The sequence below is a fragment of the Amycolatopsis sp. VS8301801F10 genome (assembly GCF_046195355.1).
In the GTDB taxonomy this organism is placed as follows: Bacteria; Actinomycetota; Actinomycetes; order Mycobacteriales; family Pseudonocardiaceae; genus Amycolatopsis.
This window is the reverse complement of sequence record NZ_CP176065.1, coordinates 6,089,244-6,102,754: the sequence shown is the minus strand read 5'-3', so window position 1 is coordinate 6,102,754 and position 13,511 is coordinate 6,089,244. Positions and strand designations below refer to the sequence as shown.

Below are 13,511 nucleotides of genomic sequence, written 5' to 3'. Positions count from 1 at the left end.
CACTGCCAGCCCCGAGGACGAACCGATGACGAGCACCTCCGCCCGGCGGCCGACGAGGGTCGCGACCCTGCCGCCTCGCGAGCGCATCCTCGACGCGGCCGAGGAACTGTTCCTCAACGAGGGCGTCGTCCGCGTCGGCGTGCAGGCGATCGCGGACCGCGCCGGGACCACGAAGATGGCGATCTACCGGCACTTCGGCACCAAGGACGCGCTCATCGCGGAATGGCTGCGGATCGTCGTGCACGACTACTCGGCCGCGTTCGACGCGGCCGAACAGACGCATCCGGGCGATTACGCGGAGCAGATCCGCGCAGTGGGACGGTTCATCGTCGACGGCCTGCCCGGCTTCTCCCACCGCGGCTGCCCGTTCACGAACTCCGTCGCGGAACTGCCCGACCCGGACCATCCCGCGCGGCGGCTGATCCGCGAACACAAGACCCGCCAGTTCGGCAGGCTTCGCGCGATGTGCGAGGGGCTCGGCCTGCCGGACCCGGAGCTGGGCGCGGCGGAGCTGACGTTCGCGATGGAGGGGGCGCAGATCGCGGTGCAGAACGGCGGCGTCGAGAACGTCGGCGCGCACCTGACGAGGATTGTCGAGGGCGTGATCAGCCGGGGGAAGTCCGGCTGAGAGCTGACGTGCGCGTCGGGAGTGGTCAGCCGGGCGGAGCGCGGCGTGTTTTCGTTGGAGCAGCACGCGTTCGGCCTCGTTGGCGCGATTCGGTGAGCAGGTGCGGCGCGAGCAAGCCCAGCACCTCGGGTTCGCCGGGCAGCAGGGCGGCCAGGACGCGGGACTCGGCGGAAGTCCTTCCGCACGCCATTTCCCGGTGGCGCTCGCGCACGCTTCCTGGACCGCGTCCTCGGCGAGGTCGAGGTCGCCGAAGAACCCGGGCCAGCATCGCGACCGCACGGCCGTGCTCGGCGCGGAAGACCCGCTCGAGCACGGCCGCCGAGATCGGTCACCGCTTCGAGGCGCGCCGCGATGTCCGCCAGCACCTCGGGGCCAGGGTTCCGCAGGCGGATCCCGAGCAGGTACTGCGGCGCGGCTTCCTCCTTCGCTCAGCGTTGCCGGGCCGGGCGCACGATCATCTCGCTGACGTCCACGTCGGCCGGCTGGTCGAGGGCGTATGCGATGGCGTCGCCGATCGCGTTCGGTTCGATGGCGTCCTTCCGGTAGCTCCGCATGAACTCCTGCGTTGCCGGATCGCTGATCGTGTCCGCGAGTTCGGAGGTGACGACGCCGGGGGAGACCGTGGTGACGCGGATCGACGGGTCGCATTCCAGCCGCAGGCCCTCGGTGATCGCCCACGCCGCGTACTTCGTGCCGCAGTACACCGCAGCGGTCGGCGTGACCTGGTGCGCACCGATCGACGCGACCGTGACGAAGTGGCCGCGACGCTGGCGGGTGAAGTGCGGCAGCGCGGCGGCGATGCCGTGCAGCAGGCCCCGGACGTTGACGTCGATCATCCGGTCCCACTCCTCGACCAGCCCGGCGTCCAAGCGGGACAACGGCATCACGCCGGCGTTCGCGATGAACGCGTCGATCTCGCCGTGGTCGCGCACCGCGCGGTCGACGAACTCGGTGACGTCGGCACGGTCGGTCACGTCGAGGCGGTGGACCTCGATGCCGTCCGCGCCGGCGGCGAGTTCGGCGAGGCGGTCTTCGCGGCGCGCGCCGGCGATCACGTGCCAGCCGTCCGCGGCGAGGCGGCGGGCGGTGGCTTCGCCGATGCCGCTGCTGGCACCGGTGATCAGGGCGGTCTTGCTCATGCGGATTCCTTCGGGAAATCGGCGGACAGGGTGACGTCGCGCCAGTCGTCGAACGTCTTGCGGAGGGCGTCGAGGCGGGCGGTGGCGATGTCGTAGGCGGCTCGGCCGAGCAGCAGGCGCAGCGGCGGTTCGGCGGAGGTGACGGCGTCGATGACCGCAGTCGCGGCGCGGTCCGGGTCGCCCGGCTGCTTGCCGTAGGTGGCGAGCGTGGAGGTGCGGCGCGCGCCCGCGGTGTCGGCGTAGTCGTCGATGCGGATCGCGGATTCCCGCATGGACGGACCCGACCAGTTGGTGCGGAACGCGGCCGGTTCGACGATCGTGACGCCGATCCCGAGCGGCCCGACCTCGGCGGCCAGCGATTCGCTGAAGCCTTCGACGGCGAACTTGGTCGCGTGGTAGTAGCCGGTCGCGCCGAAGGCGGCCAGCCCGCCGAGCGACGAGACCGAAACGACGTGGCCGCTGCGTCGGGCTCGCATTCCCGGCAGGACGGCGCGGGTCATCGCCATCAAGCCGAATACGTTGGCCTCGAACAGCGCGCGGATCTCGGCGTCCTCGCCTTCTTCCGCGGCGGCCAGGTAGCCGTAGCCCGCGTTGTTGACGAGGACGTCGATCTGGCCGAAGACGCGGTGTGCTTCGGCGACCGCGGCGCTGATCTGCTGCTGGTCGGTCACGTCGAGCGCGACGGCAAGCGCGCATCCGGGATGCGCGGCGACGAGATCCGCGACCCGTTCGGGATCGCGGGCCGTCACGACCGCACGCAGGCCGCGTTCGAGAACGGCGGTGGCGAGTGCGCGGCCGAGCCCGGTGGAACATCCGGTGATAAACCAGACGGGTGCGTTGTTTTCAGACATGGAGATACCCCTGAAGGAATTCGGAAATCGCGGAAAAAGCGGAGGTTAGGACGGTTCGCCGGCGGCGAGACTGCCGAGCAGCCCCAGCGCGGCCTCCGACGGACTGCCCGGATCCGCCTGGTACACCACGAGTTGCTGGCCGGGAGCGCTGTTCACGGTCATGGTTTCGTAGTGCAGGGTGAGCATTCCGACGAGCGGGTGCCGGAACCGTTTCGTTTCGTGCGTTTTCTGCCGGAGTTCGTGGCGTGCCCACAAACGGCGGAAATCGGCGCTCTTGAGCGACAATTCGCCGACCGCCTCGATCAGCAGCGGATCGTCCAGATCGGTGCCCGCCGCCGACCGCAGCCCGCCGACGGTGTTGACCGCGACCCGTTCCCAATCCGGGTAGAACTCCCGGGCGTCGGGGTCGAGGAAGACCAGCCGCAGCAGGTCGCCGCTGTGCTCGTGCCCGGCGAACAGCGCTTCGCCGAGCAGATTCGCCGCGAGCACGGTCATGCACCGGCCGAGCACGACCGCGGGCGTCTGCGGCCACGCGTCCATCAGCTGCACCAGCCGCGGACTGACGCGCTCCTTCGCCGGCCGCCGCCTCGGCCGCTTGGGCCGGGCCAGCGAGTGCAGGTGGGCGAGCGCCTCGTCGTCGAGCCGCAGCGCCCGGCCGAGCGCCTCCACGACCTGGGCCGACGGCGTGCGCTCCCGGCCCTGCTCGAGCCGCACGTAGTAGTCGGTGCTCACCCCGGCGAGCCGCGCGACCTCCTCCCGGCGCAGCCCGCTGACCCGGCGCCGGGTGTCGGCGAGGTCAGCGTCCGCCGGGACGGTGGTTCCGCGCCGGGCCCGCAGGAACTCGCCGAGGAGGTTGCTGTCGCTCATGAACCCAGGCTAGATCGCGTCCGGCGGCGGTGGGGTGCGCAGAGGGGGTGTGGTTCTCCCACCCTCGCGGTGCCCCCCTCGGGGCGCGGCGCACGAGTCCGGGGGGATGAGCATCGACTCGTTTTCGGTGAAGGTCAGCGAAAGCTGATCCTCGGCAGCGGGTCGATCCGGACGCGGGGGCGGTGCGGTGCCGACCGTTCGACACGCTCAGCCGCGACGGGATCGGCGAAGACGACGACGTCCTCGACCGGGCCGGTGGGGCCGCCGTCCGGGCAGTGCTCCCGTACCGCCATCTCCCCCCGGCCGCGACTCGATGCGCCTGCCGCGCAGCGAGTCGAAATCCCGCGCCCGCTCGATCGTCCACTCGTCGTCTGCCACCGCGGAAGCATGTCGGAACGTCAGCCCGCGCCGGAAAGATCCGTTGTCTCCGCCAGCCGGGTCACCACGTCCAGCAGGGCGGACGGGCGCGGGCCGTCGGACCGCCACACCACCACCGTGCGTGCGGACTCTCCTTCCAGCGGCACGAAAACCACCCCGGTGCGGCGCAGGCTGTGGGCGGATCGGGCCAGCCGCGTGACGCCGACCCCGGCCGCGACCAAGCCCAGCAAGCCTTGCACCGTCGCGGTGCGCTGGACGACCTCCGGAGTGAATCCGGCCGCGGCGAAATCCGCGTCGTACTTGCGGTGCCAGGGAGCCCACGACGTGCGCGGCGTCAGCACCCACGGCTCGCCCGCGAGGTCGGCCAGGCGAACGGCGGAACAGTCGGCGAGGCGGTGGCCGGACGGCAGGACCGCGCAGACTTCCTCGGTCAGCAGGAGGTGCGTCGCCAGGCCGTCGACCAGCGGCGGGCGGGTGAAGCCAGCGTCGAAGCGGCCGTGCAGGACGCCGTCGACGAGTTCCGCGATCGAGACCTCCGCAGTGGTCACGGTCAGTTCCGGGAGCTGCTCCCGCACCGCGCGCACGACTGGCGGGAGCAGGTAATTCGCAGTGCTGGCAAGGAAAGCCAGCCGCAGGGCGCCGATCTCGCCGCGGACTGCGCGGGCGAGCGTCGCGACCGCGGCGTCGGCGCGGGCGAGTACGGCGCGAGCTTCCGGAAGGAAGAGTTCGCCGATCGCGGTCAGCCGGGTGCCGAGAGGGTCGCGGGTGAAGAGTTTCGCGCCGAGTTGGCGTTCCAGCACGGTGATCTGCTGCGACAGCGACTGCTGCGCGATGTGCAGGGCCGCGGCGGCGCGCGTGAAGCTCGTCGTTTCGGCGACGGCGACGAAGTAGCGCAGCTGCCGCAGCTCAGGGGTCACAGGCGGAGACTGTAGCCCGCCAGCGAACCGGTGTTGGCGGACCCCGGGCGGGGCGCGCCACGATCGGAGGCGGAAGAAACCACGGGAGGGACTGCTCAATGACCGAGGAAACCGACGGCCGCGTCTGGCTGATCACCGGGTGCTCGAGCGGCTTCGGCCGCGAACTCGCCCAGGCCGCGCTGGCCGCGGGGGACCGGGTCCTCGCGACCGCCCGCAAACCGGAGGCGCTCGCCGGCCTTGTCGCGGAAGGCGGGGACCGGGTGCGCGCGGTCGCGCTGGACGTCACCGATCCGGCGCAGATCGACGCCGCCGTCCGGACCGCGCTGGAGGAGTTCGGCCGGATCGACGTGCTCGTCAACAACGCCGGCCACGGCTCGGTCGGCGCGGTCGAGGAACTGGCGATGGCCGACCTGCGCGCGGTGCTGGAGGTGATGTTCTTCGGCGCGGTCGCGATGACCAAGGCCGTCGTGCCGCTGCTGCGGGAACAGGGGAGCGGCACGATCGTGCAGATGAGTTCGATGGGCGGGCTCCTCGCGCCGCCCGCCTTCGGGGCCTACTGCGCGGCGAAATTCGCCCTCGAAGGCATTTCCGAGGCGCTCGCGGCCGAGGTCGCGCCGTTCGGGGTGAAGGTGCTGATCGTGGAGCCGGGCGCGTTCCGGACGTCGTTCGGCGGCGCGGCGATGCACCGCTCCCGGACCATCGACGCCTACGCCCAATCCACCGCGGCCACGCGGGCCGCGGTGGATGGCATGGACGGGACCCAGCCCGGCGATCCGGCGAAAGCGGCGGCGGCGATCCTGCGCGCGGTCGACGCGCCGGACGCGCCGCTGCGGCTCGCGCTCGGCGGCGACGCGGTGGACGCGATCCGCGGCAAGATCGCCGCGCTGGCCAAGGACCTCGACTCCTGGGAGACGGTCAGCCGGGCGACCGCGCTGGACTGAACCGCTGGTGGCCGCCCGCGCGGGCGGCCACCAGACGGGATCACGGGTAATTCGGGACGTTGACCGGCTTGGTGCCGTCCGGCGTCACGTCGCCGGTGTCGTTCACGACATGGGTGATCGTGCCGCGGTGGTTCAGCGAAACCGTGAGCAGGCTGTGCAGCTTCACCCCGCCGTTCTGCGGCACCTCGAACGCGTGATAGCTCGAAACCGCCGGGTTGGTGTCGAAGAAGCAATAGCTGCCCAGCCCCCACGCCTCGTGGGCCGTCACGTCCGGGCCGACCTTGTACGCGGCGTATCCCGCGGTGCCGGGCGCGGAATTCCACGAAGCCTGATCCGGGACGTCGTAAGGCATTTCGTTCTGGAAGAAGATCGTCTTCCCGTTCTGCCCGTTCCACACCACCTGGAACTTCTGGTAATGCTCCACGAACAGCCCGGTCGCGATCACGTTGTCGCCGTTGACGAGCACCCCGGTGTCCGCGGTGTTCGTCGTCCAGCCGACCGTGCCGCTCTTGCCGTGGTCGGCACGCCACGCCCAGACGTGGTCGACGATCGTGTCGTCGCTGTTCACCACCAGGCTGGTGGTCGCCTTCCCGGCCAGGTCGCCGCCGACCCGGAAGAACACGTCCTGCAGCGACGTCGGGTTCGCCGCGTGGCTCGTGTGCTTGCCGCTTTCGCCGACGGTCAGCAGGGCCGCCGAGTTCTGGGCGCCCGCGTCGAACAGCAGGCCCTTCACCCGCACACCGTCCACATCGGACACGTGCATCGCGTCGACGCCGTTGTCCGGGATCAGCGTCGGATAGCCGATGCCGAGCACGGTCGTGCCCGGGCGGGTCACGTTCAGCGTCTGGTCGAGGTGGTAGGTGCCGGGGGTGAAGAACAGGTTGCAGCCGGAGTCGAGGGAGCTGTTGATGCTCGCGGCGGTGTCGCCGGGCTTCACGACGCGGAACTGGCTCATCGGGACGGATTCGCCGGGCGTGCCGCCGTTCGCCCAGCTCGGTCCGGACGCGTTCGTGCGCAGCGACGGCAGGAAGACGCGGTAGTCGCCGCCCTCGTCCACATACAGGTACGGCACGTCGCGCGAAACCGGCGTGGTCGCGAGCGTGGTTTCCGGCGGGTTCGGGAACGAGGTGGCCGGCGCGCCGGTGGTCCCGGAGAAGACCATGTTCCACACGCCGCCGTCCCAGCTGCCCAGCGCCGAATCCCGCGTGTACCACTGCTGTTGCGAAACCGACGCGGCCTGACCGGACACGCGGGTGTCGGCGACGTACCCGCCGCTCGCGTAGCCGTAGCTGGCCGGGAACAGCTGCAGCCCGCCCTTGATGTCCATCCGGCGGAACGGCGCGGCCTGCGACACCGCCCACCGGTCGCTGCCGCTGGACGGCGTGACGGCCAGGTTCTCCGCCGACCGCCAGAAGTTCTGCAGTGCCGAACCCTGGTCGGACTCGTTGAAGGCGTCCACGGTGATGTCGCCGTTGATCTGCACGTCGTCCGGATTGCGGCCGAGGCCGGCGACCGAGGTGTAGAAGCCGACGTTGTCGTGCACCGCGTAGGCGCCCGGTTTGAACAGGTGCGCGACGCGGCCCGGGCCGAACTGCGCGGTCTGCGTGTCCTTCTGCGCCTCGAAGTCCTTGTCCAGCTGGGCCTGGATCGTCGCGGAAGGCATTCCCGGGTCGAAAACGTGCACGTTCGGCCCGAAATCCGGCTGGTCGGGCTGGCCGGTGCAGTCCGCCTGCGCGGACGCTGGGGCCGCCGCGGCGGGGACGGCGAGCCCGGCCGCGGCGAGCAGCGCCAGCGCGAGCAACGCGGGTCCGCGGGGTCGATGAGTCCTGTTCACGGGGGGACACCTCCGCCGGTAGGGAATTTGCCAACCAGTTTGTGGTAGGCCACAACAAATTAAACGCCCCGCTCGGCGCCGCCGGTCACAACTCGGTCACAGTTGTCTGGACCACTGGCGCGAATTCCGGCTATCGGAATCTCGTTCACGTCCGGGTGACGCAGCCAGCCCCGCGCCGCGTCGTGCCCCAAGATGACCTTGGACCTGCTGCCGTGAAGATCGGAGTCTCGGTGACCCGGACAGCGACGGACAAGACCTGGCGGCTGGCCTTCGCCGCCGCCGCGTCGGCCCTGGCGATGGCGTGCGGCGTCGCGACCGCCGCACCGGCCGAGGCCGCGGACTACTCGAAGGCCGGCGAAAACGTTGCCGGTTCACAAATTCTGCGCCACGAGGGCGTGCGGAGCGGGAGCCCGCGGCTCGACCCGGCGGCCGGGCAGACCCTCGGCCACGACGTCAGCGGCCATCAGGGGGCGGTCGACTGGGGCCAGGCCGCCGGAGCGGGCGCCCGGTTCGCCTACGTCAAGGCGACCGAGGGCACCGGATTCGTGAGCCCGCAGTTCGACCAGCAGTACAACGGCGCGCACAACGCGGGCCTGATCCGCGGCGCGTACCACTTCGCCCGCCCGGACGTCTCCAGCGGCGCCCAGCAAGCCGACTACTTCATCGCCCACGGCGGCGCGTGGCGCGGCGACGGCACGACGCTGCCGGGCGCGCTGGACATCGAATACAACCCCTACGGCGACGCCTGCTACGGCAAAAGCCAGGCCGACATGACCGCGTGGATCGCCGACTTCACCCGCCGGCACCTGGCGAAACAGCGGCGCAGCGCGATCATCTACACCTCGACGTCGTGGTGGAAGCTCTGCACCGGCAACGCGGGCGGATTCGGCGACACCAACCCGCTGTGGCTGGCCCGGTACGCCCCGGAGATCGGCGAACTCCCGGCGGGCTGGGACAAGCAGAGCATCTGGCAGTTCTCCCGCACCGGCAGCCTCCCCGGCGACCAGAACTACTACAACGGCCCGATGAACCGCGTGCAGGCGCTCGCCAGGGGAGGCGGTTCGTCGGCCTGATCGCCGGAAAGCCGTGCCGGGAGGGGCCCGGTCGTAGTTGGATCGCCGGGTGACTTTCGCGATCGGACTCTTCGACATCTTCACCTACGCGATCCCGGGCGCCCTGCATCTGGCGGTCCTGGCCTACGTCGCCGGACGGCTGCACTGGGTCGACCTGGCCGCTGTCGCCCGAGGACCGGGCGTGGTCGTGGTGATCGGGATCGTGGTGGCCAGCTACCTGCTCGGGTACCTGGCGTACCCGCTGGGCGCGCGGGTGTCGAGGTGGCTGCCCCGGCGGCGGAAGCGGAACGCGCGGGAGGAGTTCCTGCGCCGCAATCCCGCCGCGCGCGGATGCGCGTTCGTCGAGGCGGATTCGTTTCTGCTGCTCTCGGCGCTGCAACTGCACGACGCCGACGCGGCGATGGAGGCGACGCGCGTGCGCACCACCGGCCTGATGCTGCGCAATTCCAGCCCGGCGATGGCGTTCGGGTTCGTGGCGTCGGCGGTGGAGCTGATCGCCGGGCCGCATCGGGTGTTCGCGGCGTGCGCGGCGGCGCTGTTCGCGGTGGCGTGCCCGGTGCTGGTCGCGCAGAGCCGGATGCTGACGCACTGGGCGAACGTGAAGACGCTGGAGCTGAGCTTCTGGGTGCCCGAGGTGGAGGAGACTCTGGCGGCTCGGCGGAAAACGGAGTGATCGGATCTCTTGCCCGGTCAAGGAAAATCGCTCGGCAGGGCGCCGGTCAGCTGCTGGCGGCTTCGGGCCAGGCGAGGGCGGCGGGTCGGCGGGCCACGCGGTGGACCTGGCTGGCGGCGAGGGCGGGGTCTAGGTCGCGAGCGCGACGCTCGGGCCGAGGAGGAGATCGCCGGATTGCCCGACAATCCGGCAACGCACGCATCGGCCGCGACGCGCGAAGCCCCGGCCGCGACGGGAATCGCGGCCGGGGCTTCGAAAACAGAACTCGCTCAGCGGCCCCGGAACCGGGCAGCCAGCGCCGCGATCGGCGAGCGCCGTCCCCGCAGCGGAACCGCGCCGGAGGTGATGTCCGCCAGCAGCGTCGCCACCGTTTCCCGTGCGCACGTCCGGTTCGCGCCGATGCCGCCCGACGGGCCGCGCTTGATCCAGCCCACCACGTACGCGCCGGTCCGGCCTTCGACCCGGCCCGCGGTGTTCGGGATGGTTCCGGCCGCGTCGTCGAACGGGAGCCCGGGCACCGGGCGGCCGCGGTAGCCGACGGCGCGCACGACCTGGCCGGCCGCGATCTCGACCGGACCGGAAGGCCCGTCGGCCCGCAGGCCGCGCACGTGGCGGTCGCCGGTGATCTCCAGCGGAGCCGAGTGGAAGCGCAGCACGATCCGGCGCGGGCCGTCCGCGGGAGGGGCGGTCCAGTCGATCGGCTCGCGGTCCAAGTCCTTCAGCAGCGCGGCTTTTCCGGCGCCCGCGTCGATCGCCGCGGCGGTGCGCGGGTCTTCGGCGTCGACCACCAGCGGCACGTTCGCCCGCTGGGCCAGCGCGATCAGCTCCGGCGAGGTGTAGGCGGCGTCCTCCGGGCCGCGGCGGGCGAGCAGCACCACCTCGCGGACCTTGCTGGAGCGCAAGCGTTCCAGGGCGTGCGGGGCGATGGTGGTGCCGTCGAGCTCGTCCGGGTCGGCGGTGAGGATCCGGGCGACGTCCAGCGCGACGTTGCCGGTGCCGATCAGCACCACTCGCTCCGCGGACAGGTCGACCGCGTCGGCGGGGACGTCCGGATGGCCGTTGTACCAGGCCACGACCGTCGTCGCGGCGAGGCTGCCGGGCAGGTCCTCGCCGGCGAGGCCGAGCGTGCGCGCGGACGACGCACCGACCGCGTAGATCACCGCGTCGTGCCGTTCGGCCAGCTCGTCCACCGTCACGTGGCGGCCGACCTCGACGCCGAGCTTCAGCTTCAGCCGCGGGTGCTGGTGGAACCGCGAGAAAGCCTCGCCGATCCGCTTGGTGTCCGGGTGGTCCGGGGCGACGCCGAAGCGCACCAGCCCGCCCGCGACCGGCAGCCGGTCGATCAGCGTGACCCGCGCGTTGGTGTGCAGCAACAGGTCTTCCACCGCGTACATCCCGGCCGGGCCGGTGCCGACGACGGCCACGTCCGCGGGCTCCAGGTCGCTCGGGATCTCGCGGTCGAACGTCGGCGGGCCCCACCGGTGGAAGTTCGGCGCCGGGTTCGCGGCGGCCGCCGGGCGGTCGGCGAAGAAGTCCGCATTGATGCCCGCGTATACCTTCAGCGAGTCGGTCAGCAGATCCACCGGGAAGATCGCGTCGACCGGGCACGCGTCGGCGCACGCGCCGCAGTCGATGCAGGACGCCGGGTCGACGTAGAGCATCTCGGTGGTGCCGAAGTCCGGCTCGTCCGGCGTCGGGTGGATGCAGTTGACCGGGCACACCGACACGCACGTCGCGTCGTTGCAGCAGGTCTGGGTGATCGCGAAGGCCATGTCAGATCAGATTCGCCCGCTTGTAGAACACCAGCGCCGGCTTGGTGAGCAGCCCGCACGAGCCGAGGAACTCCATCAGCCCGGCACAGCTCGAGCGCATCATCGACTTGTGGTGCTCGTTGGCCTTCGCCTCGCGCACCGCGCGCTCGGTGTCCAGCCCGGCGTTCTTGTACACGTCGCGGTTGACCATGCTGCTGACGATGAAGTACGACGCGATCGCGATGACCAGCGCGTTGACCTGGCGGCGCACGGCTCCCGCGCCCTCCAGCTGCTGGCGGGTCTCCTCGCGGGCGAACTTCATGTGCCGCGACTCTTCGACGACGTGGATGTTGTTGATGGTGCGCACGAACGGGACCACGCGCTCGTCGCGCATCCAGTCGCGCTGCATCACGTCGAGGACCTCTTCGGCGACCAGGATCGCCGCGTACGCCGCTTCGCCGCTGGCGACCGCCTTGAAGACGCGGCCCAGTTCGACGGCGAGCCGGCGCGGCCGGTACGGGGGAGCGCCGAGCTTCTGCGCGCCGCGGGCGAACATGATCGAGTGGCGGCATTCGTCGGCGATCTCGGTGAGCGCCCACTGGAACGCCGGGTCGGTCGGGTCCTTGGCGTAGAAATCGCGCAGCACCATCTGCTGCAGGATCATCTCGAACCAGATCCCGGTGCTCGCGACCGACGCCGCCTCCTGGCGGGTCAGCTCCTTCTGCTGCTCCGGGGTCATCTCGGCCCAGTAGCTCGTGCCGTAGAGGGTGCTCCACTCCGGGCTGGCCCCGTGGAAGTCCTTGTCCAGCGGGGTTTCCCAGTCGACCTCGGTGGCCGGGTCGTACGACAGGGTCGCGGAGGAGTCGAGCAGCCGCTGCGCGGTCTCGTGCCGGCCGGACAAGGCTGCCTCCGGTGCTCGCTGCACGTCTGCGCTGGTCATACGGTCCTCCCTGAGCGACATTGATTAGGCGTTACCGCGATTCACTGTTACCTAAGGTAACACCTATCTGGCCGCATCGCGAGAGGCGCCGGCGAACCGCGTGTCGCCCGTTCGGGCAATCGGCCCGGAAAGGAGCGGCTGACCTGGCAGGATGAGCCGCGAATGTCTTCCTGACCCCCGGAGGAACCGCCGTCGTGACGCAACCGCCGCAGCCCTACCCCGGCGCGGAGCCGCCGCAGTACTCGCCGTTGCCGCCTGCCTACGGCGGGCAGCCCCCGCACAGCGGCCAGTTCCCGGCGCAGCCGCCGCCGACCGCGTACTTCGGGGCGACCGCCGTCGCCGCCGCGACGCTTTCCTCGGTGATCGGCTTGGTGGGCACGATCGGCTTCATCGTGGCGGTGATCCGGATGATCGACAATCCGTCCTCGTCCAGGCTGCTTTCCACCGGCATCGTCGGTGCGCTGTACCTGGCGATCGCGGCACTGGCGGTCGCCGGCGCGATCGGCCTGTTCAAGCGTTCGCAGGCAGGCCGGATCTGCGTGCTCGTCGGCGCCAGCCTGGCGGTGCTGGACATCGTGGTGCTGATGATCGTCGGCTTGGGTTCCAGCTTCGTCCGCAAGAGCGCGCCGCCGACGCTGCAGATGACCTTCCCGAGCGGCTTCCTGTGGCTGATCGTCCCGGTCGCCGCGATCGTGCTGGCCGCGCACCGGGCGACGGGTGCGTGGCTGCTGCCGAAAACCCCGCCGACGCCGTACCACCCGGGGTGGTGACCGCCCGGGAAGAAATCCTCCGCACCCCGCGGCTGCGCCTGACCACCTGGCTGCCCGAAGACCTGGACGAGCTCGCCGAACTGCACGCCGACGACGCGGTCATGCAACACCTGACGACCGGCCCGCAGACCCGGGAGGCGACCCGCGAACGGTTGGAGACGTTCATCGCCGAACACTGGACGCGCGGCTGGTCGAAATGGCGCGTCGAGGGCGCCGCGGGATTTCTCGGCCGGGCGGGGTTCGGGATCGCCCATCGCAGCGGGCACCGGGAAGTCGGCTATGTGCTGACGCGCGCGGCGTGGGGCGCGGGGCTGGCCACGGAGCTGACGCAGGCGTTGCGGCGGTGGCATTACGACCATCCGGAGCCCGCACTCGCGGCGGAGCTGCGGGCGTATGTGCTGCCGGGGAACGCGGCGAGCTGCCGGGTGCTGGAGAAGGCGGGGTTCCGGGAGGTCGGCGAGGAGGACGGTCAGCTCGTGTTCGAGTCAAGCGGTCCGGGTCAGGGATGACCGGCGGATGCTCGAAAGAGAGAAATGCTGGTCTTTTTCAGAAGCTGACGGCATGAAATCGGCTGATTTCCCCGTTGTTCTTCGCCTGTCATCCCCGCTTTGTGCGGTGTGCGCCGTCCGGCGGCGCACACCGCGGCGACAATTAAAAGTACTTAAACCAGCCGGCGCCCGCGAAGACGAAAGCGGTGGCCACCATGGCTGCTTCAAGAATACGAGGATTGCGGAACAACGTGCATACCC

The 13,511-nt window shown here is 70.9% G+C and carries 14 protein-coding genes; 6 read left to right on the top strand and 8 right to left on the bottom strand.

Features of this window, described 5'->3' with window-relative positions; translation table 11 throughout:
• The first annotated feature begins 25 nt into the window (after window positions 1-25).
• A complete protein-coding gene (locus F9C11_RS28815; RefSeq protein ID WP_409180495.1) occupies window positions 26-628 on the top strand; it encodes a TetR/AcrR family transcriptional regulator in 603 nt (200 codons plus the stop codon).
• 428 nt (window positions 629-1,056) lie between these two features.
• On the opposite strand, the gene F9C11_RS28810 is transcribed toward F9C11_RS28815, so the two are convergent.
• The 5 genes from F9C11_RS28810 to F9C11_RS28790 form a co-directional block, all read right to left on the bottom strand.
• On the bottom strand, window positions 1,057-1,767 hold the full coding sequence (locus F9C11_RS28810; RefSeq protein ID WP_409180494.1) for an SDR family oxidoreductase: 711 nt from the start codon (window positions 1,765-1,767) through the stop codon (window positions 1,057-1,059).
• Window positions 1,764-2,618, bottom strand: coding sequence for an oxidoreductase (locus tag F9C11_RS28805; protein WP_409180493.1), 855 nt, complete (start codon window positions 2,616-2,618; stop codon window positions 1,764-1,766). The genes F9C11_RS28810 and F9C11_RS28805 overlap by 4 nt, the downstream gene beginning before the upstream one ends.
• Window positions 2,619-2,663: 45 nt before the next feature.
• Window positions 2,664-3,485, bottom strand: a complete 822-nt coding sequence (locus tag F9C11_RS28800) for a helix-turn-helix transcriptional regulator (RefSeq protein ID WP_409180492.1) — start codon at window positions 3,483-3,485, stop codon at window positions 2,664-2,666.
• A gap of 134 nt (window positions 3,486-3,619) precedes the next feature.
• Window positions 3,620-3,778, bottom strand: coding sequence for a hypothetical protein (locus F9C11_RS28795; RefSeq protein WP_409180491.1), 159 nt, complete (start codon window positions 3,776-3,778; stop codon window positions 3,620-3,622).
• Window positions 3,779-3,883: 105 nt separating this feature from the next.
• The gene (locus F9C11_RS28790; RefSeq protein WP_409180490.1) at window positions 3,884-4,780 is read right to left on the bottom strand and encodes a LysR family transcriptional regulator; all 897 of its coding nucleotides are present in this window, start codon (window positions 4,778-4,780) and stop codon (window positions 3,884-3,886) included.
• A gap of 98 nt (window positions 4,781-4,878) precedes the next feature.
• Here F9C11_RS28790 and F9C11_RS28785 point away from each other — a divergent pair, with 98 nt between their 5' ends.
• The gene (locus F9C11_RS28785; RefSeq protein WP_409180489.1) at window positions 4,879-5,721 is read left to right on the top strand and encodes an oxidoreductase; all 843 of its coding nucleotides are present in this window, start codon (window positions 4,879-4,881) and stop codon (window positions 5,719-5,721) included.
• A gap of 40 nt (window positions 5,722-5,761) precedes the next feature.
• Here F9C11_RS28785 and F9C11_RS28780 read toward each other — a convergent pair whose 3' ends face one another.
• Window positions 5,762-7,555 carry a hypothetical protein gene (locus tag F9C11_RS28780; RefSeq protein WP_409180488.1) on the bottom strand — a complete coding sequence of 598 codons (1,794 nt, stop codon included), beginning with the start codon at window positions 7,553-7,555 and terminating at the stop codon, window positions 5,762-5,764.
• Between the two features lie 296 nt (window positions 7,556-7,851).
• Here F9C11_RS28780 and F9C11_RS28775 point away from each other — a divergent pair, with 296 nt between their 5' ends.
• Together F9C11_RS28775 and F9C11_RS28770 are read left to right on the top strand one after the other, a co-directional pair.
• Complete coding sequence (locus F9C11_RS28775; protein WP_409186991.1) at window positions 7,852-8,628, top strand: lysozyme; 777 nt, start codon at window positions 7,852-7,854, stop codon at window positions 8,626-8,628.
• Window positions 8,629-8,677: 49 nt separating this feature from the next.
• A complete protein-coding gene (locus F9C11_RS28770) occupies window positions 8,678-9,301 on the top strand; it encodes a hypothetical protein (protein ID WP_409180487.1) in 624 nt (207 codons plus the stop codon).
• A 269-nt stretch (window positions 9,302-9,570) separates the two neighbouring features.
• Here F9C11_RS28770 and F9C11_RS28765 read toward each other — a convergent pair whose 3' ends face one another.
• Window positions 9,571-11,073, bottom strand: a complete 1,503-nt coding sequence (locus tag F9C11_RS28765) for an FAD-dependent oxidoreductase (RefSeq protein ID WP_409180486.1) — start codon at window positions 11,071-11,073, stop codon at window positions 9,571-9,573.
• A gap of 1 nt (window position 11,074) precedes the next feature.
• Window positions 11,075-11,992 carry an AurF N-oxygenase family protein gene (locus tag F9C11_RS28760; RefSeq protein ID WP_409180485.1) on the bottom strand — a complete coding sequence of 306 codons (918 nt, stop codon included), beginning with the start codon at window positions 11,990-11,992 and terminating at the stop codon, window positions 11,075-11,077.
• A gap of 194 nt (window positions 11,993-12,186) precedes the next feature.
• Here F9C11_RS28760 and F9C11_RS28755 point away from each other — a divergent pair, with 194 nt between their 5' ends.
• Window positions 12,187-12,762: a hypothetical protein gene (locus F9C11_RS28755; protein WP_409180484.1), complete on the top strand. Its 576-nt coding sequence runs from the start codon at window positions 12,187-12,189 to the stop codon at window positions 12,760-12,762.
• Window positions 12,759-13,271, top strand: a complete 513-nt coding sequence (locus F9C11_RS28750; protein WP_409180483.1) for a GNAT family N-acetyltransferase — start codon at window positions 12,759-12,761, stop codon at window positions 13,269-13,271. Before F9C11_RS28755 ends, F9C11_RS28750 begins: the two co-directional genes overlap by 4 nt.
• Window positions 13,272-13,511: the final 240 nt, after the last annotated feature.

Bases quoted from the DNA above. Each gene is read 5' to 3' on its own strand.
- F9C11_RS28785 (WP_409180489.1), top strand. From the start codon at position 4,879: ATGACCGAGGAAACCGACGGCCGCGTCTGGCTGATCACCGGGTGCTCG.
- F9C11_RS28805 (WP_409180493.1), bottom strand. From the start codon at position 2,618: ATGTCTGAAAACAACGCACCCGTCTGGTTTATCACCGGATGTTCCACC.
- F9C11_RS28815 (WP_409180495.1), top strand. From the start codon at position 26: ATGACGAGCACCTCCGCCCGGCGGCCGACGAGGGTCGCGACCCTGCCG.
- F9C11_RS28810 (WP_409180494.1), bottom strand. From the start codon at position 1,767: ATGAGCAAGACCGCCCTGATCACCGGTGCCAGCAGCGGCATCGGCGAA.
- F9C11_RS28795 (WP_409180491.1), bottom strand. From the start codon at position 3,778: ATGGCGGTACGGGAGCACTGCCCGGACGGCGGCCCCACCGGCCCGGTC.
- F9C11_RS28775 (WP_409186991.1), top strand. From the start codon at position 7,852: ATGGCGTGCGGCGTCGCGACCGCCGCACCGGCCGAGGCCGCGGACTAC.
- F9C11_RS28800 (WP_409180492.1), bottom strand. From the start codon at position 3,485: ATGAGCGACAGCAACCTCCTCGGCGAGTTCCTGCGGGCCCGGCGCGGA.
- F9C11_RS28760 (WP_409180485.1), bottom strand. From the start codon at position 11,992: ATGACCAGCGCAGACGTGCAGCGAGCACCGGAGGCAGCCTTGTCCGGC.
- F9C11_RS28765 (WP_409180486.1), bottom strand. From the start codon at position 11,073: ATGGCCTTCGCGATCACCCAGACCTGCTGCAACGACGCGACGTGCGTG.